The organism is Streptomyces anthophorae, from assembly GCF_049310305.1.
Lineage (GTDB): Bacteria > Actinomycetota > Actinomycetes > Streptomycetales > Streptomycetaceae > Streptomyces.
In genome coordinates, this window is record NZ_JBLWQQ010000001.1 from 6,569,459 (window position 1) to 6,594,053 (window position 24,595).

Sequence of the window (24,595 nt, forward strand, 5' to 3'; positions counted from 1 at the left end):
GGGTCGTGGGTGGTCGTCCGGCGTGCCCTCCTGTGGGAACCCGGTCACGCCGGGGAGGCTCGCAGAGCCGCCGCCACCCGGTCAGCCACGGCTTCCCGCTCACCGGGAACAGGCCGTCGCCGCCGTACTCGCGCGCCGCCTACGGTCACCGCACCCGAGCAACCCAGCAGCGAGGAGCGGGCCCGATGCTCACGGAAGCCGAGCGGCGCAAGGCCGCCGAGGCGCTGGCCGCGGCGGAGTCCGCGCGCTCGCCGATCCGTCCGTTGACCGAGACCCTCGACGGCATCACCGCCGTCGACGCCTACGAGATCCAGCTCATCGGCATCCGCGACCGGCTTGCCGCGGGCGAGACCGTCCGCGGTCACAAGGTCGGCCTGTCGTCGCCCGTGATGCAGCGGATGATGGGCGTCGACGAACCCGACTACGGCCACCTCCTGTCCACGATGGAGCTGGCCGAGGACACCCCGGTGCCGGTCGGCCGGTACTGCGCGCCGCGCGTCGAGGTCGAGATCGGCTTCGTACTGGGCGCCGCGCTGCCCGGCGAAGGGTGCACCGCCGCCGACGTCCGCGCCGCCACCGAACGCGTCGTCCCCGCCCTGGAGTTGATCGACTCCCGGATCGCGGACTGGCGCATCGCCATCGCCGACACCATCGCGGACAACGCCTCGTCGGCCGGATACGTGACCGGGGCCGGCCGGCCGATCGGCGACCTCGACCTCAAGGACGTGGAGGCGCACCTCAGCGACGACACCGGTACGGCGCTCGCCTCCGGACGCGGCGACGCCGTGCTCGGCGACCCCGCCGAGTCCGTCGCCTGGCTCGCCCGCACGGTCGCCCGGTTCGGGGTGCGCCTGGAGGCCGGGCACCTGATCCTGCCCGGCTCGTGCACGCGGGCCGTCGACGTGGCGCCCGGCCGCACCTACACCGCCGACTTCACCGGGCTCGGCCCGGTGTCCCTGACGTTCACCGAGTGAGCCGAGTGAGCCGAGTGAGCCGAATGAGCCAAGTGAATCAAGTGAATCAAGTGAGGCCCCGTATGACGAAGAAGGCGACCGCCGCCATCGTCGGCTCCGGCAACATCGGAACCGACCTCCTCTACAAACTGCTGCGCTCCGAGCACATCGAGCCGCGCTGGATGGTCGGCGTCGACCCGTCGAGCGAGGGCCTCGCCAAGGCCCGCGCCGCCGGGCTCGACGCCACCCACGAGGGCGTCGACCGGCTGCTCGCGCGGGACGAACTCCCCGACCTCGTCTTCGAGGCGACCAGCGCGTACGTGCACGCGGCCAACGCGCCCCGCTACAAGGAAGCCGGCATCAGGGCGATCGACCTCACCCCGGCCGCCGTCGGCCCCGGCGTCGTCCCGCCCGCCAACCTCACCGCCCACCTCGCCGCCGACAACGTCAACATGGTCACCTGCGGCGGCCAGGCCACCATCCCCATGGTGTACGCGGTGTCCCGGGTCGTCCCGGTGCGGTACGCGGAGATCGTGGCGTCCGTCGCCTCCATCTCCGCGGGGCCCGGCACCCGGCAGAACATCGACGAGTTCACCCGCACCACCTCGCGCGGCATCGAGGACATCGGCGGCGCCGAGCGCGGCAAGGCGATCATCATCCTCAACCCCGCGGAGCCGCCCGTCATCATGCGCGACACCGTCTTCTGCGCCATCCCCGAGGACGCCGACCACGAGGCGATCGTGCGCAGCGTCGAGGAGGTCGCCGCCCAGGTCGCCGCGTACGTGCCCGGCTACCGGCTGCGCGCGGAGCCGCAGTTCGACGTGGCCCGCCCCGAGAACGGCGGCATGGCCCGCGTCGCCCTGTTCCTTGAGGTCGAGGGCGCGGGCGACTTCCTGCCGCCGTACGCAGGGAACCTCGACATCATGACCGCCGCCGCGACCAGGGTCGGCGAGGAGTTCGCGAAGCAGCAGCTGAAGGGGGCCACCAAGTGACCAGCACCACCCGCACGTTGGACAAGCCCTACTCGGCCGACCTGGACATCCGCGTCACGGACTCCTTCTGCCGCGACGGCTCGCACGCCCACCGCCACCAGTTCACCACCGACCAGGTGCGCACGGTGGTCGGCGCCCTCGACGCGGCCGGAGTGCCCGTCATCGAGGTCACCCACGGCGACGGGCTCGGCGGCTCCTCCTTCAACTACGGCTTCTCGCACACCCCCGAGCAGGAGCTCATCAAGACGGCCGCCGACGCGGCGACCAACGCGCGCATCGCCTTCCTGATGCTCCCCGGCCTCGGCACCAAGGACGACATCCGCGAGGCCCACGGGAACGGCGCCGCGATCTGCCGCGTCGCCACCCACTGCACCGAGGCCGACGTCAGCGAGCAGCACTTCCGGCTCGCCCGCGAGAGGGGCCTGGAGACCGTCGGCTTCCTGATGATGGCCCACTCCAGCACCCCGGAGGCCCTCGCGAAGCAGGCCCGGATCATGGCCGACGCGGGCTGCCAGTGCGTGTACGTCGTCGACTCCGCGGGCGCGCTCCTGATGGAAGGCGTCACCGACCGCGTCTCCGCGCTCGTCGCCGAACTGGGCGACGACGCGCAGGTCGGCTTCCACGGCCACGAGAACCTGGGCCTCGGCGTCGGCAACTCCATCGCCGCCGTCCGCGCGGGCGCCCGCCAGATCGACGCCTCCACCCGGCGCTTCGGCGCGGGCGCGGGCAACACCCCGACCGAGGCCTGGGCCGCGGTCGCCGAACGCTCCGGCTGGCGCACCGGCATCGACGTACTGAAGATCATCGACGCGGCCGAGGACGAGATCCGCCCGATCATGGCCGACGAGTGCCTCCTCGACCGCAACTCCCTGCTCATCGGCTACGCGGGCCTGTACTCCTCGTTCCTCAAGCACGCCGAACGCCAGGCCGCCCACTACGAGGTCAGCGCCACCGACATCCTCCTGGAGGCCGGCCGCCGCGGGCTCGTCGGCGGCCAGGAGGACCAGCTCATCGACATCGCCGTCGCTCTGTCGAATCCTTCACAGAAAGCCTGATGCGCCATGACGACCACCCCTGACGTACGTGTCATCGACTCCGGCGCCGCCCCCACCCGCTTCGCCCGCGGCTGGCACTGCATCGGCCTCGCCGCCGACTTCCGCGACGGAAAACCGCACGAGGTCCAGGCGTTCGGCACCACCCTCGTCGTCTTCGAGGGCGCCGAGGACCACGAGCTCCACGTCCTCAACGCCTTCTGCCCCCACATGGGCGGCAACCTCGCCCACGGCACCGTCAAGGGCGACACCCTCGCCTGCCCCTTCCACGACTGGCGCTGGGGCGGCAACGGCCGCTGCCGCGAGATCCCCTACGCCCGCCGCGTCCCACCGCGCGCCAAGACCCGCACCTGGCATGCCCTGGAGCGCAACAAGCAGCTCTTCGTCTGGCACGACCCCGAGGGCAACCCGCCCCCGCCCGAGCAGGACATTCCCGAACTCGCCGGAATCCACGGCCCGTTGGAGGAGCGGGAGCTGTGGTCGGACTGGCAGTGGAACGCCGTCACCATCGACACCAACTGCCGCGAGATCGTCGACAACGTCGTCGACATGGCGCACTTCTACTACGTGCACTACTCGTTCCCGGTGTTCTTCAAGAACGTCTTCGAGGGCCACGTCGCCACCCAGTACATGAGGTCGGAGCCGCGCCCCGACGTCGACCTCGGCACCCTCTCCGCCTCCGGCGGCCTGCGCTCCGAGGCCTCCTACTTCGGCCCCTCGTACATGATCGACTGGCTGTACGCGGAGGTGGCACCCGGCACCGAGATGGAGACGGTCCTCATCAACTGCCACTACCCGGTGGGCCCGGACCGCTTCGTCCTCATGTACGGAGCCATGGTCAAGAAGCTGCCCGGCATGAGCGACGCGGAGGCCACCGAGGCCGCCCGCGTCACCAGCGAGGGCCTGGCCGTCGGCTTCGAGCAGGACGTCGAGATCTGGAAGAACAAGACCCGCATCGACAACCCGCTCCTCACCGAGGAGGACGGCCCGGTCTATCAACTGCGGCGCTGGTACGAGCAGTTCTACGTCGACGCCGCCGACGTCAAGGACGAGATGACCGACCGCTTCGAGTTCGAGCTGGACACCCGGCACGCAGGCGACAACTGGCGCGCCGAGGCCGAGCGGAACCTCAAGGCGGGCGGCGTCACCTCGTACATCACCGGAGGCGGGGCATGACGCCCGTCGGCTGCGGCGCCTGCGGCGGCCAGGTGCTCTGCGAGAAGTACAGCCCGCACCACCTTCAGATCCAGTGGACGCGCGCCGCGTCGGCCGGCTGCCCGCACCTCGGCGCGCAGGGCTGTCCTCAGCTGCGCGCGTCCATCGACCGGGCCGTCGACGAGGGCCGTCTGGAGGTGACCCGGCGTGACCAGCGCTGACCTCGCCGAACCCGTCACCGGCGTGCTCACCCTGCGCGTCGCCGAGGTCGTACGGGAGACCGCCGACGCGGTGTCCCTCGTCCTCGAAGCCCCCGAACTGCCGTATCTGCCCGGCCAGTTCCTCACCCTGCGGATCCCCGGCGGCGGCGCCCGCTGCTACTCCCTCGCCTCCTCCCCGTACACCGGGGAGCCCCCGCGCGTCACCGTGAAGAAGGTGCCGGGCGGGGCGGGATCCGGGTGGGTGTGCGACGAGGTGCGCCCCGGCGACGTACTGGAGTGCCTGCCGCCCGCCGGGACCTTCACCCCTGCGTCCCTCGACGAGGACGTGCTGCTGCTCGCGGGCGGCAGCGGCATCACCCCGTGCCTGTCCATCGCCCGCTCCGTGCTCGCCGCGGGCACCGGCACGGTCACCCTCGTCTACGCCAACCGCGACCAGGACTCGGTGATCTTCCGGGACGCGCTGTGGGGCCTCGCGGAGGAACACCCCGGCCGGTTCGCCCTCGTCCACTGGCTGGAGACCCTCCAGGGGCTGCCCACCCGGGCCGCGCTCGGCGCGCTCCTCGCCCCGCTCGCGGCCGGCCGCACCGCCTATCTGTGCGGGCCGCAGCCGCTCATGGACGGGGCCGAGGACGTGCTGCGCGAGGCGGGGGCGTCCGCCGTGCACCGGGAGCGGTACTTCTCCCTGTCCGGCGACGTGTTCGAGGCGCCCGCCCCCGTGGGGTCCACGGTGACGGTCACCGCCGAGCTGTACGGCCGGACCCACGAGGCGGCGGGCGACGAGCGGACCCCGCTCCTCGACGCCCTCCTCGCGGCGGGCGTCCCGGCCCCGTACTCGTGCCGCGAGGGCGCCTGCGCGGCCTGTGCATGCCGGGTGGTGGAGGGCACGGTGACCCTGCGGCACAACGAGGTCCTCGATGCGGAGGACCTCGCCGAGGGCTACACGCTCGCCTGCCAGGCGCTGCCGACGACGGATCATGTACGGGTCGAGTACTGACGAAAGTCCGGACGGCCGAGCGTCCGGACACCTGGAGGAGCACATGTCCACGATCGCCGTCACCGGAGCCGGTTCCGGCATGGGTGCCGCACTCACCGAACGGCTGCGCGCGCAGGGCCACACGGTCATCGGCGTCGACCTCGAGAACGCCGACGTCACCGCCGACCTCGGCGACCCCGAGGGCCGCGCCCACGCCGTCGCCGAGATCACCCGGCTCGGCGACGGCAGACTCGACGGCCTCCTGCCGTTCGCCGGGCTCGCCGGCGGCGCGGGCCGCTCGTCGAGCCTGCTGGTGTCCGTCAACTACTTCGGTGCGATCCGCCTGTTGGAGGGACTGCGCCCGGCGCTCGCCGCGGCCGGGACCTCGTCCGTCGTCCTCGCCTCCTCCAACTCGACGACCACGCAGCCCGACTGGCCGGAACGGGTCGCCGAGGCCTGCCTCGCGGGCGACGAGGCCGAGGCCCGCCGCGTCGCCGACGAGGCGGGCGCCCAGGACGGCGGCGTCGGCGCCTACCCCGCCACGAAGGCGGCCCTCGCCTGGTACGCCCGCACCCGCGCCGCCGACTTCCAGGCCGACGGCATCCGCCTGAACGCGGTCGCGCCCGGCTACATCGACACCCCGATGACCCGCGCCGCAGCCGAGGACCCCGCGACCGCCGAGAGCATCCGGCAGTTCCTCGCCGCGATCCCGGCGGGCCGTGCGGGCCGGGCGGAGGAGATCGCCGAACTCGTCGAGTTCCTGCTCTCCCCGAAGTCCGCGTACTGCGTCGGCTCCGTCTTCTTCGCGGACGGCGGCCTCGACGCACAACTGCGCGCCACGGACTGGCCGAAGGTCTGGCACCCGAAGGCCTGACCCTCGTAGCGGCTCACATCCAGGAGTCGGACCGCACCCACCCCAGAAGGTTGGGGATCGTGCGGTCCACCGCCGCGTCCCGCGGCGTCACGTCCGGGGCGGGCGCGTGCCGTGCCGCCCGCCCGGGACCGTTCAGATCCCGCCAGATCGCCCGCGCCGCCCCGTGCAGCAGCGGCGCCGCCAGCTCCAACGGCCGCAGCCCGCCCAGCGAGCCCAGCGACACGGCGGCCACCGCCCGGCCCGCGCCGCGCAACGGCACCGCCGAGCACACGAGCCCGGAGAACGTCTCCCCGCGGTCGTACGCGATCTGCGCCGTGCGCACCCGCGACAGCTCCGAGCAGAACACGTCGGGCCGCGTCACCGTGCGATGCGTCCGCGGCCGCAGACCCGCCGCGACCACCGTCTCGATGTCGTCCTTGTCGCCGAACGCCAGCATCGCCTTGCCCGCCGCCGTGGCGTGCGCGGGCAGCCGCGCCCCGATCCGCACCGGGTACGCCCGGTCCGTCGTGTCACCCACCGACTGCGGCAGCGAACCGGCCCGCTCCAGACACACCACGTCCGTCACGCCGTCCAGTACGTACAGCTGGACGAGCTTTCCCGTGGCCTCGTGCAGCGCGTCCAGATGCGGGATCGCCGCGCGGATCAGCCGGTTGTGGTGCGCGGCGAGCCCGCCGTGCTCCAGCATGCGCAGACCGAGCCGGTAGTCCCGGCCCTCCCGGTCCAGCCAGCGCAGCTTCACCAGCTGGTCGAGGATGCGGTGCGCGGACGACCGCGACAGGCCGGAACGGTGGATGATCTCGGTCAGCGACAGCCGGCCGCGCCCGCCGTCGAAGGCCGCGAGGACCTTCTCCGCCTTCTCCAGGAGAGACAGCGGAGCACCTGCCTCCAGGGCCGTTTCGAGCACAGCACACCCCCGTAACCATGGGCATGGGCCGCCTCATCGCGGCCCCGATCAGCGCTGACTGGACCTTGCCACGCCTCGACCTGGCTTATCTAGCCCCTGCGGCGATCGAGCAGATCAATCCCCGGCGCCGGTTGAGCAGATCAAGCCCCGCCGGCGATTGAGGCGCGGGGTCCGGGGCGGAGCCCCGAGACGTAGGAGGACGCTCCCTTCCCGCTCACCGGGAACCGCCCCTGTCCGGCCCCCCGGCGGCGAGCCTAACGTCGCCGCCATGACCGACCCCACCACCCAAAACGTCCTCGCCTCGGTCCGCGCCCTCCTGCCCGCCATCGCGGAGCGCGCCGCCGAGGCGGAGGAACTGCGCAAGGTCCCCGAAGCCACCGTCAAGGAACTCACCGAGACCGGCTTCTTCCGCCTCCTCCAGCCCAAGCGCTACGGCGGGTACGCCGCCGACCCCACCGTCTTCTACGACGCCGTCAAGGAGATCGCCCAGGCCTGCGGCTCCACCGGCTGGGTCGCCTCCGTCGTCGGCGTCCACCCCTGGCACGTGGGCCTCTACGAGAAGCGGGCGCAGGACGAGGTGTGGGGCGAGAACGGCGAGCGCGCCGACACCCGCATCTCCTCCTCGTACGCCCCCACCGGCAAGGTCACCCCCGTCGCCGGCGGCTTCCGGCTCTCGGGCCGCTGGCACTTCTCGTCCGGCTGCGACCACGCCACGTGGGTGATCCTCGGCGCGCTCGTGCCCGACGCCGAAGGCAACCTCGTCGACATGCGTTCGTTCCTGCTGCCGAGCGCCGACTACGAGATCAAGGACGTGTGGGACACCGTCGGCCTGCGCGGCACCGGCTCCAACGACATCGTCGTCGAGGACGTCTTCGTCCCCGAGCACCGCGCCCTCTCCTTCGGCCCGGTCACCGCCCTCACCCCGCCCGGCGCCGAGGTCAACCCCGATCCGCTGTACCGGCTCCCGTACGCGAGCGTCTTCACCACCACCATCTCCACCCCGATCGTCGGCATCGCGCAGGGCGCCTGGAACGGCTTCGTCGCCGCGACCCGCGAGCGCATCCGCGTGTCGTACGGGCAGAAGGTCGCCGAGGACCCGTTCGCGCAGATCCGCCTCGCCCGCGCCGCGAGCGACATCGACGCCGCCTGGCGGCAGCTGCGCGGCAACATCGCCGAGATGTACGAACTCGCCTGCTCGGGCGCCCCGTTGACGATGGAGCTGCGTGCCCGCGCCCGCCGCGACCAGGTCCTCGCCACCGAGCGCGCGGCGGCCGCCGTCGACCTGCTGATGGAGAACGCGGGCGGCAACGCGATGCGCACGGGCGCGGGCCCGGCCGGCGTCCAGCGCGCCTGGCGCGACGTCCACACCGGGCGCGGCCACGCCGCCAACGACCCGGAGCGGGCCCTGCTCATCTACGGCCAGGACGCCCTCGGCCTGGAGATCCAGGACGTGATGCTCTGATGGCGCTCACTGAACACGACACCCGCCGCACCGTGAAGGCCGCCGGGATCACCCTCGCCCACCACGAGGCGGGCCCGGCCGACGGGCCCGCCGTGATCTTCCTGCACGGCGGCGGCCCCGGCGCGAGCGGCTGGTCCAACTTCGGCGCCAACCTCCCGGTCTTCGCCGAAGCGGGCTTCCGCACGATCCTCCTCGACCAGGTCTGCTTCGGCGCCAGCGACAAGCCCGAGCTCGACGCCGACTACTGGACGGCCTCCGCCCGCTTCACGGTCGCCCTCATGGACGAACTCGGCATCCGGCGGGCCGACTTCGTGGGCAACTCGCTCGGCGGCGGCACCGCGGCCCGCCTCGCCCTCGACTTCCCCGACCGCGCCCGCAAGCTCCTCCTCATGGGCCCCGGCGGCATCTTCCTCAACCTGTTCCACGCCGACCCCACCGAGGGCATCCGGCAGCTCTTCGAGTTCAACGCCGCCGCCGAGCCGACCCGCGAGCAGATGCGGGCGTTCCTGACCACGCTCGCGTACGACAGGTCGATCGTCACGGACGAGTTCGTAGAGGAGCGCTACCAGCGCGCCATCGACCCCGACGTCCGCCTCGGCACCGCCCGCATGGGCGCCTCCTTCGCCAACCCGGAGTGGGCCGAGCGCACCCAGATCTGGCGCGACGCCGGAAGGATCACCCACGAGACGCTCCTCACCTGGGGCCGCGAGGACCGCGTCAACCCGATCGACGGCGCGTTCGTCGCCCTCAAGACGATGCCCAACGCCCGCCTGCACGTGTTCCCGAAGTGCGGCCACTGGGCGCAGACCGAGAAGGCCGACGAGTTCAACCGCCTCGCGATCGACTTCTTCACCAACTGACGTACCTGTTAGGGGAGTTACGGATGGACATCCGCGCACTCGGCTATCTGCGCATCGAGACGGCCGACCTCGCCGCCTGGCGCACCTACGTCCTCGACATCCTCGGCATGACCGAGGCCCAGGGCAGCACGGAGGAGCAGCTCAACGTCCGCATCGACGACCGCATCCACCGCTTCCAGTTCGTCACCGGAACCCAGGACCGCCTGATGGGCGCCGGATTCGAGGTCGCCAACGCCCGTGAACTGGCGCTCGCGGCACAGGAGCTGGAGGCGGCGGGCCACCCCGTGAAGCAGGCCGACGCCGCCACCCTCGCCGACCGCCGCGTCCAGGGCCTGATCCACGTCAGCGACCCCGCGGGCAACCCCCTGGAGATCTACTGGGGCCAGGCCCAGGACCACACCCCGCTCGCCACGCCCTACGGCAACCGCTTCGTCACCGGCACCGACAAGAAGGCGGGCGCGGGCGACCTCGGCCTCGGCCACGTCGTCCTCCCCGCCGTCGAGATCGAGGAGGCCGTCGACTTCTACGAGAACCTCCTCGGCTTCCAGCTCCGCGACTCCATGCGGCTCCCGCCGGTCGCCGTCCCCACCGGCAGGCCCGGCCAGGACATGTACCGCATGTACTTCCTGTCCCCGAACCGCCGCCACCACAGCCTCGGCCTCTACCCGGGCGCCCTGCCGCCCGGCATCGTCCACTTCATGGTCGAGCTGGAGCGGCTCGACGACGTCGGCTACGGCCTCGACCGCATGAAGAAGGCCGGCTACCCGATCGCCTCCTCCCTCGGGCGGCACTCCAACGACCACATGGTCTCCTTCTACGCCCAGGCGCCCGGCGGCTTCCAGGTCGAGTACGGCTGGGACGGCCTCGTCGTCGACCCGGAGACCTGGGTGACCAAGGAGATCACCGCCGACTCCCTGTGGGGCCACGAGTGGAACGGCTGAGCACGTTGGAGGCCGTGGACGCGGGGGAGTTCCGGGACGCCCTGTCCCGGTTCGCCTCCGGCGTCACCGTCGTCGCCGGCCTCGACGAGGCCGGCGCCCCGGCTGGCCTCGCCTGCCAGTCCTTCACCTCCCTCTCCCTCGACCCGCCCCTCGTCCTCGTCTGCGTCGCCCGTACGTCGACGAGCTGGGCCCGGATCGCCCCCACCGGCCGCTTCGGGATCTCGGTCCTCGCCGAGGACCAGCGCGCCCTGTGCCGCACCCTCGGCTCCCGCGCCCCCGACAAGTTCGCCGGCCTCGACTGGCACTCCGGGCGGGACGGCGGCAGCGTCCTGATCGACGGCGCCCTCGCCCACCTGGAATGCGAGCTCGAACGCACCGTCGACGGCGGCGACCACGAGATCGTCATCGGCCGCGTCACCGCGCTCACCACCCCCCGCGCCGACGGCCGCCCGCTCCTCTTCTTCCGCTCCGCCTTCGGCACCGGCCGCTTCGGCACGGACCAGGAAACGGTGGACCTCTTCGCCCAGTGGCTGTGACGCCCGGGACAATGGGTCCGTGCCTACGAAGAAGAAGTCCCAGTCGACGAACGCCGCTCCCGAACGGCGCGGCGAACTCCTGCGCACCGCCGCCGAGGTCTTCGCCGAGCAGGGCTACAACGCCACGACCGTCCGCAAGATCGCCGACCACGCGGGCATGCTCGCCGGCAGCCTCTACTACCACTTCGACTCCAAGGAATCGATGCTGGAGGAGATCCTGCGGACCTTCCTCGACGAGCTGTGGTCCGGGTACGACACCGTCCTCGACGACGGGCTCGGACCCAGGGAGACCCTGGAGGCGCTGGTCACCGAGTCCTTCCGGGAGATCGACCGGCACCGCGCCGCCGTCGCCATCTACCAGCGGGAGTCCCAGCAGCTCGTCGCCCAGGAACGCTTCGCCTTCCTCGCGGAGTCGCAGCGCAGGTTCGAGAAGACCTGGCTGACCACCCTGGAGCGCGGCGTCGACGACCAGGTCTTCCGCGCCGACCTCGACATCCGCCTCACCTACCGGTTCGTGCGCGACACCGTCTGGGTCGCGGCGTCCTGGTACCGGCCGGGCGGGCGGCACAGTCCCGAGGAGATCGCGCGCCAATATCTGTCCATGGTCCTGGACGGGATCGCGGTGCGGTGACGTCGCATGCTAAGATTCATGACGTTGCAGTTTTGGTACCCATAGACTTTATGCGCGCCTGACGGGAATGTTCCTCAGGCGCATTATTGTTTCCACCGGGAAATTTCCCGGTTTCCGGCGTTCACGTGGGCGTTCGTGGAATGGGGGCTGCTACCTGTTCTTAAGGAGAACGACATGGCCACCGGTATCGTTAAGTGGTTCAACTCGGAAAAGGGCTTCGGCTTCATCGAGCAGGACGGCGGCGGCGCCGACGTCTTCGCCCACTACTCCAACATCGCCACCTCGGGCTTCCGTGAGCTCCAGGAGGGCCAGAAGGTCACGTTCGACGTGACGCAGGGCCAGAAGGGCCCGCAGGCGGAGAACATCCTCCCCGCCTGATCTCGCTCGTAGATCACTCGACCTCACCGGGCTGACCCGGTGAGTGTCGGATCGAGCATCACCGGGCCGGGGCCCGCACCGCTACGGTGCGGGCCCCGGTTCCTGCTGTCCCGTCCCGGAAGGCATCGCCGCATGGCCAGTTCCGCCCGCCCGTCCCGCCGCAGCCCGCGTCCCGCAGCCGGGCAGCGCCGCGCCCCCGAGCAGCGTCGCAGGCCGCAGTCCGCGCCGCCGAGCGAGTTCACCATGCCGGAGAACACCACTCCCGCACTGCCTGCCGTGGACAGCTTCGCCGCACTCGACATGCCGGCCGCCCTTCTGAAGACGCTGGGTGAGCAGGGCGTCACCGAGCCGTTCCCCATCCAGGCCGCGACGCTTCCCAACTCGCTCGCAGGACGGGACCTCCTCGGCCGCGGCCGCACCGGCTCCGGCAAGACCCTCGCCTTCGGCCTCCCGCTGCTCACCCACACGACCGGCGCCAAGGCCGAGCCGAAGTCCCCTCTCGCGCTCGTCCTCGTCCCCACCCGTGAGCTCGCCCAGCAGGTCACCGACGCCCTCACCCCGTACGCCACCGCGCTGAAGCTGCGCCTCGCGACCGTCGTCGGCGGCATGTCGATCTCCCGGCAGGCCGGCCAGCTGCGCCGCGGCGCCGAGGTCGTCGTCGCCACCCCGGGCCGCCTCAAGGACCTCATCGAGCGCGGCGACTGCATGCTCGGCTCGGTGCGCACGACGGTGCTCGACGAGGCCGACCAGATGGCCGACATGGGCTTCATGCCGCAGGTCACCGCGCTCCTCAAGCAGGTCGAGCCGGGCGGCCAGACGATGCTGTTCTCCGCGACGCTCGACAAGAACGTGGACCGGCTCGTCAAGCAGTTCCTCAACGACCCGGTGGTCCACTCCGTCGACCCCTCGGCGGGCGCGGTCACGACGATGGAACACCACGTCCTGCACGTCCAGGACGAGACCGACAAGAAGGCCATCACGGCCCGCATCGCCGCGCGCGACGGCCGCGTCATCCTCTTCGTCGACACCAAGCGCTCCGCCGACCGGCTCGCCAAGCGGCTCCTCGCCACCGGCGTGTACGCGGCCCCGCTGCACGGCGGCCGCAGCCAGCCGCAGCGCAACCGCACCCTCGAGCAGTTCAAGGACGGCCGGGTCACCGCGCTCGTCGCCACGAACGTCGCGGCCCGAGGCATCCACGTCGACGACCTCGACCTCGTCGTGAACGTCGACCCGCCCACCGAGCACAAGGACTACCTGCACCGCGGCGGCCGCACCGCCCGCGCCGGTGAGTCCGGCAGTGTCGTCACGCTGGTCCTGCCCGAGCAGAAGCGCGACGTGCAGCGCCTGATGCGCGACGCGAAGATCAAGCCGCAGACGACGCAGGTCCGCTCCACGGACGCGGAGCTGACGACGATCACCGGCGCGCGCGAGCCGTCCGGTGTCGCCGTGGCCGTCGCCGTTCCCGAGCAGCCGGCGCCCTCCGCCGCCGCGAAGCCGCGCCGCTCGCGCCGCTCCCGTGGTGGCTCGGGCAACGGCGGTGGCAACGGCCGGGCCGCGAGCACCGAAGGACAGCGCACGGGCGCGGGCAACGGAGGCGGCCGCCGCCGCTCCGGCTCCGCCAACGGCGGCCAGGCCGCCTCCGGCAACGGCGCCCCCCGCCGAGGCCGCGGCCCCCGAGGCCCCCGCCAGGCGGCGTAACCCCCGCTACACCAGGCATTTTCAGCCCCGCCGGCGCTTCAGGCGCGGGGTCGGGGACGGAGCGCTGGGGCCTCGGCTCCGTTGGGGCGTGACGGGGCGGTGGGTCAGGAGAATTCAGCCCCCGTCGGCGTTTGAGGCGCGGGGTCCGGGGCGGAGCCCTGCGGCCTCGGCTCCGCCGCGGCGCAACGGGGCGCTGGGTCAGGAGAATTCAGCCCCGCCGGCGCTTGAGGCGCGGGGTCCGGGGCGGAGCCCCGCGGCCTCCGCTCCGCCGCGGCGCAACAAGGCGGCGAGGCGGACGCCACCGGCTCACTCCACCAGACGCCTCCGCAACACCTCCACCACCCCCCGCTCCACCCCGAGCCCCTCGGTCACATACCGGTCCAGCCCGCCGAAGACCCTCCGGACCTGCTCACGCGCGGCGTCCAGATACTCCATCCGCACCTCCTGGACAGGTATCAGCAGCTCCGGATGCCGCATGAGCCCCGCCCGCCGCAACCCCTCACGGACCTCGGCATCATGCGCGGCGCGAAACGTGTTCGACGCCAAGTAGTCGCCGACCGCGGCCCGCCGGTCCACCCCGAGCAGGCTCAGCAGGACGTACGTCATCCAGCCCGTACGGTCCTTGCCCGACGTGCAGTGGTAGAGCAGCGCGCCGCGCCCACCGAACGCCGCGTCCCTGAGCGTCTCCCCGAACCGCGCACGGTTGGCCGCGTCGGTCACGAACATCCGGTACGTGGTGCGCATCGCGGCGGCCGCCTTGCCGTTCCCCAGCGCCTCCTGCTGCACCGCCGGGTCCTTGGAGCCGATCGCGGCCATCATCGCCTCGTACTGGCCCCCGTCGGAGACGGCCCGCGCGGTCGCCGCGAGACCCGTGGGCAGCCGGTCGGCGCCGTCGGTGCGCACCTCGAACGGCACCCGGAAGTCGACCACTTGGGAGAGGCGCAGCCCGGCGACCCGCGCCACGTCCGCGTCGGTCAGCTCGCTCAGCGCGTCGGCCCGATAGGCGAGGCCGTACCGGACCCGGCCGTGTCCCCGCGCACGGTAGCCGCCGATGTCGCGGACGTTCACCGCCCCTTGGAGGGGGATCTGCCGGATGCCACCGGTGTCGTGCGGTCTTCCCGGCGCCGCCGCCGCGGCGGGGGCCGCGGCCGAGCCGAGCGCGGCGCCGAGCGCACGGCGCCGCGAGAGCGCCGCCGCGAAGGTGTTCCCTGTTCTGTGAACGTGCCCTGTTCTGTACGTGTGCGGCATACATGAACTCCCTTGTGGGTGCGGGCAGTTGTCCTGCCCGGTCAGGGTGGGGTGGGGAGGGACTCCAGTGTCTTGCGGGCCTCGGTCATCACGCGGTCGACCAGCTCCGCGCAGCTGGGCAGGTCCTCGATGAGGCCCGCCACCTGGCCGGAGGCCATGACGCCCAGGTCGGTGCGGCCGTCGACCATGGAGGCCTTCAGGAGCATCGGCGTGTTCGCGGCCAGCAGTACCTGGCTCCAGGTGAGGTCCTTGCCGTGCTTCATGGCGAGGCCGTCGCGCACCATCTGCGGCCAGCTCAGCCCCGAGAGCTTCTTGAAGCCCGTGGCGCGGCGCACGGCGTGCAGCAACGCGCGCGTACGCCCCGCGTTCTCCAGCGATTCGACAAGATCCGAGCGCAGCATGCGGTGCGGAAGACCGTCCACCGCCGTCGTCACCGTGACGTCCTTGACGCTCGCCGCGAGGTACTTCGCCTTCACCGCGTCCGGCACCGTCGAGTCCGACGTCAGCAGGAAGCGCGTGCCCATGGCGATCCCCGCCGCCCCGTAGGCCAGCGCGGCGACCAGGCCCCGCCCGTCGCGGAAGCCGCCCGCCCCGACCACCGGGATGTCGACGGCGTCCACCACCTGCGGGAGCAGCACCGATGTGGCCACCTCGCCGGTGTGCCCGCCGCCCTCGCCGCCCTGCACGATGACCGCGTCCGCGCCCCACGCCGCGACCTTCTCGGCGTGCCTGCGCGCCCCGATCGACGGGATCACGACGGCGCCCGCGTCCTTCAGCTCGGCGATCAGCTCCTTCGACGGCGCGAGCGCGAACGAGGCGACCTTCACGCCCTCCTCGACGATCACCTTGACCCGCTCCCGCGCGTCCCCCGCGTCGGCCCGCAGGTTCACCCCGAAGGGCTGGTCCGTGCGCGACTTCACCTCGCGCACGGCGGAGCGGAGCTGGTCGACCGTCATGGTGGCGGACGCGAGGATGCCGAGCGCCCCCGCGTTGGCCGCCGCCGACACCAGGCGTGGCCCCGCGACCCACCCCATGCCGGTCTGTACGAGGGGGTGGCGCACGCCCGTCAGCCGGGTCAGCGCCGTGGGGACGGTGAACGCCCCGGAGTCCGGGGCCGGTTCGGAAGGCGGCGTCATACCGGCTTGACCTCCCGGTCCCGCGTCGCCTTCGGGTCGATGACCTCCCGGATCAGCCGCAGCTCCTCGGCCGTGGGCTCCCGCGTGGTCGGCACCTCGCCGCCTTCCGGGAGCACCAGCGCGAACCCCGTCGCCTCCTGCACCTCCGCCACCGTGACCCCCGGATGCACGGAGACCAGCCGCATCGCGTGGTCGGCGGTGTCGAAGTCCAGGACGGCCAGATTCGTCACCACGCGCGGGATGCGGTGGTACCGCGTAGCCGACGGACCCGCCGCGGCCGCGCTGTCGTAGCCCACCCCGCTGATCATGTCGACCTTCTCGACGAAGACCCGGCGGCTGTGCTTGGGGACCCAGTAACTCACCGGATTGTTGAGGGTGTTGACCGGGGCGCCGCGCACCCCGAGGAGCTGCCGGTCGGGACGCTCCCAGTCGCCGATGCACGAGATGTTCTGGTTGCCGAACCGGTCGATCTGGCTCGCCCCCATCATCACGTGCCGCTTCCCGCCGGTGACCATCGTCAGATGCTGCCGGTACGGGAGCCAGCCCTCCGCCGCGCCGTCGAGCCCGACCACCATCGCCTCGCCGTCGGTCAGCAGCAGGCCGGGGGAGAACGTGCGCTTGGCCAGGCGCGCCCCGACGGACGGGATCAGGCCCATCGGGCTCGCCAGCACCTCCCCGTTGTCCCGCCAGGCCTCGGCGCACGCGATCACGCAGTACTCGGCGCGGGACACCTCTGTCGTCGTGACGCTCACTTCTGCTCCTCGTGCCAGGCCTGGACGGCGGACTGGTACTGCTTCTCGTCACCGCCGGGCGGCAGGAACCGCTCGGCGAACTCGGGCCAGGGCGTGCTCGCGTACAGCTTCTGGAACGGCTCGTCGCGGCCGTAATCGGGCACGCAGGACGTGAAGTGCGCCCCTCCGGGCGTCTCCACGACCCCCGTCACCGAATGCCGCTTGACCAGCAGCGTCTGCGGCACCGTGTCCGCCCCGAAGCCGTCGACCAGCTGCTCGCACGACACGTAAGCGCTGTCCGCCGCCTCGCAGAACAGGTCGTCGAAGTACGGGTCGGGGCCCAGGTACTGCCCGTTGCCCGCGCGGTCCGCCCGGTTCACGTGCACCAGCGCCGCGTCGAGACGCAGCGCCGGCATCGCCACGAACGTCTCCCCGTCCTCGTACGGCGAAGTCACCGTCCGCAGATCCGGGTTGACGCGCATGACGTCCGAGCCGATGCCCGCCCGCACGGGCAGGAACGGCAGCCGGTTCGCCGCCGCGTGCAGCCCCCACATGAACATCGCCTCGTCGACCTCCATGAGCTCGAACGCGCCCTGCTGGCGCGCCGCCCTGAAGTTCGGTTCGAGCGGGATGGAGTCGAGCGTCGCGAACGCCGCGACCAGCTTGCGGATCTTCCCGGCCGCCGCGAGCAGCCCGACGTCCGGGCCGCCGTACGAGACGACGGTCAGGTCCGTGACATCGCTGCGCAGCAGCGCCCGCACCAGGGCCATGGGCTTGCGGCGCGAGCCCCAGCCGCCGATGCCGATCGTCATGCCGCTGCGCAGGCGCCCGACCACTTCGTCGGGCGTCATGGTCTTGTCCGGTGTGGTCATCGGTCGGTCTCCTGTCCGAAGGTGTCGCGGACCCGGTCGGCGACACCGCTCAGGTTCGCCTCGAAGGTGAAGCCCTGCTCGAAGCGGTAGCTGCGGTGCACGTCGACGGGGTCGATCCCGTTGAGCGCGGACTTGGCGAGGCGGAGCAGGTAGCCGTCCTTGCGGGCGATGTCGCGGGCCAGCTCCAGGGCCGCCCCGCGCAGTTGGTCCCTCGGGACGACCTGCCAGACCGAGCCGTGGGCGTGCAGCTCGGCGGCCGTCGCCGTGCGCGACGTGTAGAACAGCGCGCGCATCAGATGCTGCGGGACGAGGCGGGCCAGGTGCGTGGCCGCGCCGAGCGCGCCGCGGTCCAGCTCGGGCAGGCCGAACGTCGCGTCGTCGCTCGCCACGATCGCGTCCGCGTTCCCCACGAGTCCGATGCCGCCGCCCAGGCAGAACCCGGCGACCGCCGCGATCACCGGGACCTCGCACTGGTACACCGCGGAAAACGCCTCGTAGCAGCCGCGGTTGGCGCCGATGAGGGCGCTGTGGCCGCCGCCGGCCGCGGCCGTCTCGCGCTGCATCTCCTTGATGTCCACCCCCGCGTTGAACCCGCGGGAGGTCTCGGCCGCCGTCAGCACGACGCAGCGCACGTCGGGATCGCGGCCCGCGGCACGCACGGCGTCCGCCAGGTCGTACCAGCCCCGCACCGGCAGTGCGTTGACGGGCGGGAAGTCGACCGTGACGACGGCGATGCCCTTTTCGGGTGAGGAGGTGGAGACACCCATGGCGTTCAGCTACCTTTCCACCTAACGTTTGTTTGGTACGCCGATGACGGTAGCAGGCGGCGAGGGGCAGCGGAATGGGTCGGGCAGCGGTCGGCGCAAGTGGACCCGAAAGGGTCGGGAAGGGGTCCGGGATGGATCTGAGCGGTCGGGTCGTCGTCGTCACGGGCGGCACGAGGGGAGTGGGCGCGGGGATCGCGGGCGCTTTCGCGAAGGCCGGTGCGCGGGTGATCACCTGCGCCCGCAGACCTCCCGAACAACCGGTGGAGGGCTGCGAGTTCGTACCCGTCGACCTGCGGGACGCGGCGGCCGTGGCGGAGCTGTTCGCGGGCCTCGACCGGGTGGACGTGCTGGTGAACAACGCGGGGGGCACGCCGTACCGCCCGCTCGCGGAGGCGGACGCGGCACGGCACGCACGCGTGATCGAGCTGAACCTGACGGCGGCGCTGACCGCGTCCCTTGCCGCCCGTGAGAAGCTCGCCGCCGCCCGCGGCTCGATCGTGATGATCGGCAGCGTCAGCGGCAGCCGCCCCTCGCCGGGCAGCGCGGTGTACGGGGCGGCGAAGGCGGGCCTCGAGCACCTCGCCCGGTCCATGGCCGTGGAATGGGCACCGGAGATCCGGGTGAACACCCTGGTGCTCGGCATGGTCCGTACCGAACTGAGCGCACTGCACTACGGGGACGAGGACGGCATCGCCGCCGTGGGCGCGACCGTGCCCATGGGGCGCCTGGCCGAGCCGGGCGAGGTCGGGGACGCCGCGGTGTTCCTGGCGTCGGACGCCGCCTCGTACATCACCGGAGCGAGCCTGCTGATGCACGGCGGCGGCGAGCTCCCCGCGTTCCTGGACGCGGCAACTGCCAACAAGGAGGCGTGAGATGACGGACGCGAAGCCGGTCGACGGCGACAGCGGAGGCCTGTGCGCGGGACGTGTGGTCGCCGTCACGGGAGCGGGACGCGGACTCGGGCGCGCCCACGCCCTCGCGTACGCGGCCGAGGGCGCGAAGGTCGTGGTGAACGACCTGGGGGTGGGCCTGGACGGCGCCCCCGCCCCGGACAGCCCGGCGGCCCACGTGGTCGAGGAGATCCGGGCGTCGGGCGGCGAGGCGGTGGCGCACGGCGCCGACATAGCGACCTCCGAGGGCGCCGCCTCGCTCGTCGCGGCGGCCGTCGACACCTTCGGACGCCTGGACACGCTGGTGAACAACGCCGGATTCCTGCGCGACCGGATGCTCGTCAACCTCGACGAGGACGACTGGGACGCCGTGATGCGCGTCCACCTCAAGGGCCACTTCCTGCCGCTCAAGCACGCCGCCGCGTACTGGCGGGTCGAGTCGAAGGCGGGCCGGGCGCCGCAGGCCCGCGTCGTCAACACATCCTCCGGGGCGGGCCTGCTGGGCTCCGTCGGGCAGGGCAACTACAGCGCGGCGAAGGCCGGGATCCTCGGCCTGACCCTGGTCGCCGCCGCCGAGATGGGGCGCTACGGCGTGCAGGTCAACGCGATAGCGCCGGCGGCCCGCACTCGGATGACCGAGGCGACGTTCGCCGAGACCATGGCGGCGCCCGGCTCCGGCGCCTTCGACGCGATGGCCCCGGAGAACGTGTCGCCGCTGGTCGTCTGGCTCGGCTCGGGGGCCGCGGCGGACGGGGTGACCGGGCGGGTCTTCGAGGTGGAGGCCGGCCGGATCACCGTGATGGAGGGCTGGCGGCCGGGCCCGACCGTCGACAAGGAGGAGCGGTGGACACCGGCGGGCGCGGGCGACGCGGCCCGCGAACTGCTGGCACGCGCGGCGATACCGGGAGGCGTGTACGGGGCGTCGTGACGCGTGCGCTGAGCCGCGTCACAGCAAGCCCCGCAGGGGGCGCCTCCCAGCGGTAGCCGGGGAAGGTCGAGGTGCGGGGCGCGGGGCCCGGGGGCAGGGCCCCGTGGCCTCCGCCCCGCTGCGGCCTTCCGTCGAAGGGGCTACGTGTCGCACTCCCACACCGTCCGGCACAGCGCGCACCGCGCCCGCACCCGGCCCCGCACCGGCACCCGGATCCGCTGATGGCACGTCGGGCACGCGAACGCCACCCGCAGCCCACCGCCGCGCCCGGCCGAACCGTCCGCCGCGGCGGAGAACGTGTAAGGGCCCCCGGGGGCGAGGCCGCGCGGCCCGTGATCCTGCGCGTACCGGCGGTCCTTCGCATAGCGCCGCCGCCCCGCCCAGCCCGCCGCGGTCAACGGCGGCTGCCGCTCGTCACGCCGCGCCTGCTCAAGCCCCTTCTCGTACGCCGAGAAGGCCTGCGGGCTCGTGAACCACGTCTCCGGTCCCTCGCCGAACACGAGGGACCGCTTCGCGAGCACGTACCCGAACTCCTCGGGCGTCAGATAGCCCAGCTTCTGCGACGACGCCGCGTCCTCCCGGTAGGCGTCAAGGAGCAGCCAGCCCGCCCCCAGGTAGGTGGCCGCCGTGTCGGTCAGGATCTCGTTGTCCCGCGTCCCCGGCAGCGACAGATCGAGGCGGTGCAGATACACATGCATGATCTCGTGCGCGAGCGCGGCCCCGATGTCCCGGCGATGCGTACGGAACCGGTCGTTCAACTCGATGAAGTACTCGGGGCCCGCCGCCAGTTCGACGCTCGCCGCATGCCGCATCTCCCGGAAACTCACGATCATCCGCGCGTCGGGCAGCCGATAGTGCCGCACCAGTTCACGCGCCAGCCGCTGCACGCCGAGATACAGATCGTCGACGTCGCTGAACGCGACATCGGCCGGTGCGACGCTCGACGAGAACGTGTGCACCGTGTCGTAGGAGAGCCGCTTGTAGAGAGCGGTGATCGCCGAGCGCACCGTCTCCAGATGCGGATAGCCGTGCACCACCGGTCCGCCGTCCGCCACGCGCGCACCCCCTGGGTCCGCCGGGCCGGTACCCGGCGACTCCAGAGTACGGCCATTAATCCAAGACCTGCCGCCCCTTTGTCCATGGGCCCCTCGGCCCCGCCCGGCGCATCGTGATCGACACGCCAAGCCGCCGTGAGAAGGAGTGCGCCGTGCCCGAGCAGCCCCAAGGCCAGCCGTCGGAGAACTCGGAGAGCTCGCAGAACGCGAGGTACGAGGAGGTGCCCGCGGGCGGCCGACAGCACACGACGCCCGGCCCCAGCCGCAGGGCCCTCGTCGCCGCCGGCGCGGTCGCCGGTGCGGGCGCCCTGGTCGGCCTCGGCCCGACCGGCACCGCCCGCGCCGCGAGCACCGCGCCCGCCGCCGACGGCGCCGCCGTGATCCGCTCCCAGGACCTCGACGTCCGCGTGAACACCGCCTTCCCCGTCGTCGTCTCCTACACAGAGCGCGCCACAGGCGCCGTCCTGCACGCCCAGCCGGACCCGGTCACCACGCTCCTGATCGACGGCGCCGAGCACACCCCGAAGGTGACGTGCACCCTTGCCGCCGACCACGCGGACTACCGGCTCACGCTGACCGGCGGCACCACCATCGACGTCCGTATCGCCGTCGACGGCAAACAGGTCGACTGGCGCGTCACGAAGATCAGCGACACGGCCCAACTGCGTATCGGCACCCTCCAGTTCCCCGGACTGGCCCTGCTGTCCGTCCGCAGCGACCAGCCCGGCGCCGCCCTCCTCGCCGCCACCGTGCAGCTCGACAAGGCCAAGAGCGGCGACACCCTCGTCACCCCGGCCGCCGACAGCCCCGCCCAGGCGCCCACCGGATGCGCGTACGCCGTCGTCGCCCACCACAAGCTCGGCGGCGCCGTCGAGACGAACACCAGCTACGACAAGCCCACCAGCGCCGCCGGAACCACCTGGGACAACGGCCGCCTGTGGCGCGAGACCGTACGCCGCGAGGGCCACACGGCCGTCCTCCTCGCCCCAGGACAGTGGACCCACCGCGCCGCCACCGCCCCCGTCGACGCCACCGAACCCCTCCCGTACGCGAGAGTCGTCGTCACCGGGGACCGGAACGGTGACGGCAAGGTCGACTGGCAGGACGCCGCCATCGCCTTCCGCGACATCGCCCACACGCCGCGCGGCGCCGACGAACAGCACCTGCGGGTCGTCCCGCACATCCCGTTCAACTTCGCCTCGCAGGCCACCAACCCGTTCCTCGCGACCCTCGACAACGTCAAACGCATCCACCTGGCCACCGACGGGCTGCGCCAGTACACCCTCCTCAAGGGCTACCAGTCCGAGGGCCACGACTCCGCGCACCCCGACTACGCGGGGAACTACAACACGCGCGCGGGCGGCCTCGACGACCTCAACACCCTGGTCCGCGAGGGCAAGAAGTGGAACAGCGACTTCGGCGTCCACGTCAACGCCACCGAGTCGTACCCCGTCGCGAACGCGTTCTCCGAGAAGCTCGTCGACAAGACGAACGAGCAGTGGGACTGGCTGGACCAGAGCTACCGCATCGACCAGCGCCGCGACCTCGTCTCCGGCGACATCGTCAAGCGCTTCGCCGACCTGCGCCGCGACGCCGACCCGGCCCTCAACACCCTCTACATCGACGTGTTCCGCGAGTCCGGCTGGACCTCCGACCGCCTCCAGCGCACCTTCCGCGACCAGGGCTGGAACGTCACGTCCGAATGGGGCCACGGCTTCGAAAGATCGTCGCTGTGGTCCCACTGGGCGACCGAGACGGACTACGGCCCCGACACCTCGCGCGGCATCAACTCGAAGCTGATCCGCTTCATCCGCAACCACCAAAAAGACGTCTTCGCCGACAAGTGGCCGACCCTCCTCGGCATCGCCCGCATGGGCAACTTCGAGGGCTGGACGGGCAAGACCGACTGGACCGAGTTCTACCGCCTGATCTGGACGCACTCGCTGCCCGCCAAGTACCTCCAGGCGCAGCCGATCAGGACGTGGGGCGAGCACGAGATCACGTTCTCCGGCGCCACCCGCACCAGCGTCACCGACGCCTCCGGCGCCCGCCGCATCACCACTGACGACCGCCTCGTCTACGACGACGGCACCTACCTGCTGCCGTGGGAACCGCGCAAGGCCACCGACCCGGCGAAGCTCTACCACTACAACCCCAAGGGCGGCAGCACGAGTTGGCGCCTCCCGCGCGCGTGGGAGAGCAGCGGCCGGGTGGCCCTGTACCGGCTCACCGACCAGGGCCGCACCTTCGTCTCCTACGTCACCGTGTCCGGCGGCAAGGTGACCCTGAAGGCCGACGCCGACCAGCCGTACGTCCTCTACCGGGACCGCACCGACCTCGACCGGGCGCCCGACTGGGGCCAGGGCACCCCGCTGCACGACCCCGGCTTCAACTCCGGTTCCCTGAAGGGCTGGACGGTCACCGGACCCGCCACGGTCGAGCGCAGCGACCTCGGCGACTTCGAACTCGTCATCGGGTCAGGCGCCGCCGCTACCGTCTCCCAGCGCCTGACCCGCCTCGCCCCCGGCAGCTACGCCGCGTCCGTGCAGGTCGAGGTCGGCGCCAAGGCGGGGGAGCGGCGCACGGCGGCCCTGGAGATCCGCACGGCCGACGGAGTGACCGCCACGAACCGCACCGACACCTCCACCGCGGGCAACTACGTCGCCGCCGACCGCAAGCACGGCACCCGCTTCCAGCGGATGACCACGCACTTCACCGTCCCCGAAGGCGGCGGCCCGGTCACGCTCGCCCTGCGCGCCGCCGCCGGTGCGGCCCGCGTCCGTTTCGACAATGTACGCATCGTGAAGTCGCCCGCACCGAACCTGCCCGCCGGAACCGTGGTTCACGAGGACTTCGAGCATGTCCCCCAGGGCTGGGGCCCGTTCGTGAAGGGCGACGCGGGCGGCTCCACCGACCCGCGCACCCACATCGCCCAACGCCACGCGCCGTACACTCAGCGCGGCTGGAACGGGAAGGCGATCGACGACGTCGTCGACGGCACCCAGTCCCTCAAGTCGCGCGGCGAGAACACCGGCCTCGTCCACCGCACGGTCCCGCACACCGTCCGCTTCGAGCCCGGCAAGCGGTACCGGGTCGCCTTCCGCTACGAGAACGAGAAGGCCGGCCAGTACGCCTGGATCACGGCGGTCGACGACCCGGAGGCCAAGGAGCTGTCCCGGGAGGAGCTGCCGGTGGCCACCGAACCCGCCACGCTCACCTACGAGTTCACGGCGCCCGACAAGGGGGAGGCCTGGGTCGGTCTGCGCAAGACGGGGGAGGACGGCACGGCCGAGTTCACGCTGGACGTCTTCGAGGTCACCGAGGTCGGCTGACCGGCC

24 protein-coding genes are annotated in these 24,595 nt (G+C 72.2%); 17 read left to right on the forward strand and 7 right to left on the reverse strand.

What is annotated here, in order from left to right; genetic code table 11:
• The first annotated feature begins 185 nt into the window (after positions 1-185).
• The 7 genes from ACNYS0_RS29785 (at position 186) to ACNYS0_RS29815 (ending at position 6,220) form a co-directional block, all read left to right on the forward strand.
• The gene (locus ACNYS0_RS29785; protein ID WP_422477833.1) at positions 186-974 is read left to right on the forward strand and encodes a 2-keto-4-pentenoate hydratase; all 789 of its coding nucleotides are present in this window, start codon (positions 186-188) and stop codon (positions 972-974) included.
• 62 nt (positions 975-1,036) lie between these two features.
• On the forward strand, positions 1,037-1,945 hold the full coding sequence (locus ACNYS0_RS29790) for an acetaldehyde dehydrogenase (acetylating) (RefSeq protein ID WP_422477835.1): 909 nt from the start codon (positions 1,037-1,039) through the stop codon (positions 1,943-1,945).
• Positions 1,942-3,000 carry a 4-hydroxy-2-oxovalerate aldolase gene (dmpG, locus tag ACNYS0_RS29795; RefSeq protein ID WP_422477837.1) on the forward strand — a complete coding sequence of 353 codons (1,059 nt, stop codon included), beginning with the start codon at positions 1,942-1,944 and terminating at the stop codon, positions 2,998-3,000. The genes ACNYS0_RS29790 and dmpG overlap by 4 nt, the downstream gene beginning before the upstream one ends.
• A gap of 6 nt (positions 3,001-3,006) precedes the next feature.
• Positions 3,007-4,173: a 3-ketosteroid-9-alpha-monooxygenase, oxygenase component gene (locus ACNYS0_RS29800; protein WP_422477839.1), complete on the forward strand. Its 1,167-nt coding sequence runs from the start codon at positions 3,007-3,009 to the stop codon at positions 4,171-4,173.
• Complete coding sequence (locus tag ACNYS0_RS29805) at positions 4,170-4,373, forward strand: hypothetical protein (RefSeq protein ID WP_422477841.1); 204 nt, start codon at positions 4,170-4,172, stop codon at positions 4,371-4,373. The genes ACNYS0_RS29800 and ACNYS0_RS29805 overlap by 4 nt, the downstream gene beginning before the upstream one ends.
• A complete protein-coding gene (locus tag ACNYS0_RS29810; RefSeq protein WP_422477843.1) occupies positions 4,360-5,367 on the forward strand; it encodes a 2Fe-2S iron-sulfur cluster-binding protein in 1,008 nt (335 codons plus the stop codon). Before ACNYS0_RS29805 ends, ACNYS0_RS29810 begins: the two co-directional genes overlap by 14 nt.
• 43 nt (positions 5,368-5,410) lie before the next feature.
• Positions 5,411-6,220: an SDR family oxidoreductase gene (locus tag ACNYS0_RS29815; protein ID WP_422477845.1), complete on the forward strand. Its 810-nt coding sequence runs from the start codon at positions 5,411-5,413 to the stop codon at positions 6,218-6,220.
• A gap of 13 nt (positions 6,221-6,233) precedes the next feature.
• Here ACNYS0_RS29815 and ACNYS0_RS29820 read toward each other — a convergent pair whose 3' ends face one another.
• Positions 6,234-7,124, reverse strand: a complete 891-nt coding sequence (locus tag ACNYS0_RS29820; protein ID WP_422477847.1) for an IclR family transcriptional regulator — start codon at positions 7,122-7,124, stop codon at positions 6,234-6,236.
• Between the two features lie 268 nt (positions 7,125-7,392).
• Between ACNYS0_RS29820 and hsaA the strand changes: the two genes are divergently transcribed.
• The 7 genes from hsaA (at position 7,393) to ACNYS0_RS29855 (ending at position 13,630) form a co-directional block, all read left to right on the forward strand.
• Positions 7,393-8,586 carry a 3-hydroxy-9,10-secoandrosta-1,3,5(10)-triene-9,17-dione monooxygenase oxygenase subunit gene (gene hsaA, locus ACNYS0_RS29825; protein WP_422477849.1) on the forward strand — a complete coding sequence of 398 codons (1,194 nt, stop codon included), beginning with the start codon at positions 7,393-7,395 and terminating at the stop codon, positions 8,584-8,586.
• A complete protein-coding gene (gene hsaD, locus ACNYS0_RS29830) occupies positions 8,586-9,446 on the forward strand; it encodes a 4,5:9,10-diseco-3-hydroxy-5,9,17-trioxoandrosta-1(10),2-diene-4-oate hydrolase (RefSeq protein WP_422477851.1) in 861 nt (286 codons plus the stop codon). Before hsaA ends, hsaD begins: the two co-directional genes overlap by 1 nt.
• A gap of 23 nt (positions 9,447-9,469) precedes the next feature.
• On the forward strand, positions 9,470-10,387 hold the full coding sequence (locus ACNYS0_RS29835; RefSeq protein WP_422477853.1) for a VOC family protein: 918 nt from the start codon (positions 9,470-9,472) through the stop codon (positions 10,385-10,387).
• Positions 10,375-10,923 (forward strand): flavin reductase family protein, encoded by a 549-nt coding sequence (locus ACNYS0_RS29840; protein WP_422477855.1) that lies wholly within the window; start codon positions 10,375-10,377, stop codon positions 10,921-10,923. The genes ACNYS0_RS29835 and ACNYS0_RS29840 overlap by 13 nt, the downstream gene beginning before the upstream one ends.
• Positions 10,924-10,942: 19 nt before the next feature.
• The gene (locus ACNYS0_RS29845; protein WP_422477857.1) at positions 10,943-11,554 is read left to right on the forward strand and encodes a TetR/AcrR family transcriptional regulator; all 612 of its coding nucleotides are present in this window, start codon (positions 10,943-10,945) and stop codon (positions 11,552-11,554) included.
• Between the two features lie 174 nt (positions 11,555-11,728).
• Positions 11,729-11,932 (forward strand): cold-shock protein, encoded by a 204-nt coding sequence (locus ACNYS0_RS29850; RefSeq protein WP_266720703.1) that lies wholly within the window; start codon positions 11,729-11,731, stop codon positions 11,930-11,932.
• 132 nt (positions 11,933-12,064) lie between these two features.
• Positions 12,065-13,630, forward strand: coding sequence for a DEAD/DEAH box helicase (locus tag ACNYS0_RS29855; RefSeq protein ID WP_422477859.1), 1,566 nt, complete (start codon positions 12,065-12,067; stop codon positions 13,628-13,630).
• Between the two features lie 306 nt (positions 13,631-13,936).
• Here the strand turns inward: ACNYS0_RS29855 and ACNYS0_RS29860 are convergent, their stop codons facing one another.
• The 5 genes from ACNYS0_RS29860 to ACNYS0_RS29880 are packed head-to-tail and all read right to left on the reverse strand — an operon-like array spanning position 13,937 to position 18,384.
• The gene (locus ACNYS0_RS29860) at positions 13,937-14,878 is read right to left on the reverse strand and encodes a tyrosine-protein phosphatase (RefSeq protein WP_422477861.1); all 942 of its coding nucleotides are present in this window, start codon (positions 14,876-14,878) and stop codon (positions 13,937-13,939) included.
• Positions 14,879-14,919: 41 nt separating this feature from the next.
• Positions 14,920-16,014, reverse strand: coding sequence for an NAD(P)H-dependent flavin oxidoreductase (locus ACNYS0_RS29865; protein WP_422477863.1), 1,095 nt, complete (start codon positions 16,012-16,014; stop codon positions 14,920-14,922).
• Positions 16,011-16,766, reverse strand: a complete 756-nt coding sequence (locus tag ACNYS0_RS29870) for a CoA-transferase subunit beta (RefSeq protein WP_422477865.1) — start codon at positions 16,764-16,766, stop codon at positions 16,011-16,013. Before ACNYS0_RS29870 ends, ACNYS0_RS29865 begins: the two co-directional genes overlap by 4 nt.
• A complete protein-coding gene (locus tag ACNYS0_RS29875; protein WP_422477867.1) occupies positions 16,763-17,617 on the reverse strand; it encodes a CoA transferase subunit A in 855 nt (284 codons plus the stop codon). The genes ACNYS0_RS29870 and ACNYS0_RS29875 overlap by 4 nt, the downstream gene beginning before the upstream one ends.
• A complete protein-coding gene (locus tag ACNYS0_RS29880; protein WP_422477869.1) occupies positions 17,614-18,384 on the reverse strand; it encodes an enoyl-CoA hydratase family protein in 771 nt (256 codons plus the stop codon). Before ACNYS0_RS29880 ends, ACNYS0_RS29875 begins: the two co-directional genes overlap by 4 nt.
• Positions 18,385-18,515: 131 nt before the next feature.
• On the opposite strand from ACNYS0_RS29880, the gene ACNYS0_RS29885 reads away from it, so the two are divergent.
• Together ACNYS0_RS29885 and ACNYS0_RS29890 are read left to right on the forward strand one after the other, a co-directional pair.
• On the forward strand, positions 18,516-19,256 hold the full coding sequence (locus ACNYS0_RS29885; protein ID WP_422477871.1) for an SDR family oxidoreductase: 741 nt from the start codon (positions 18,516-18,518) through the stop codon (positions 19,254-19,256).
• A 1-nt stretch (position 19,257) separates the two neighbouring features.
• A complete protein-coding gene (locus tag ACNYS0_RS29890) occupies positions 19,258-20,202 on the forward strand; it encodes an SDR family oxidoreductase (RefSeq protein WP_422477873.1) in 945 nt (314 codons plus the stop codon).
• Between the two features lie 140 nt (positions 20,203-20,342).
• On the opposite strand, the gene ACNYS0_RS29895 is transcribed toward ACNYS0_RS29890, so the two are convergent.
• Positions 20,343-21,257, reverse strand: a complete 915-nt coding sequence (locus ACNYS0_RS29895; RefSeq protein WP_422477875.1) for a zinc ribbon domain-containing protein — start codon at positions 21,255-21,257, stop codon at positions 20,343-20,345.
• A 221-nt stretch (positions 21,258-21,478) separates the two neighbouring features.
• On the opposite strand from ACNYS0_RS29895, the gene ACNYS0_RS29900 reads away from it, so the two are divergent.
• The gene (locus ACNYS0_RS29900) at positions 21,479-24,589 is read left to right on the forward strand and encodes an endo-alpha-N-acetylgalactosaminidase family protein (protein WP_422482810.1); all 3,111 of its coding nucleotides are present in this window, start codon (positions 21,479-21,481) and stop codon (positions 24,587-24,589) included.
• Positions 24,590-24,595 lie beyond the last annotated feature (6 nt).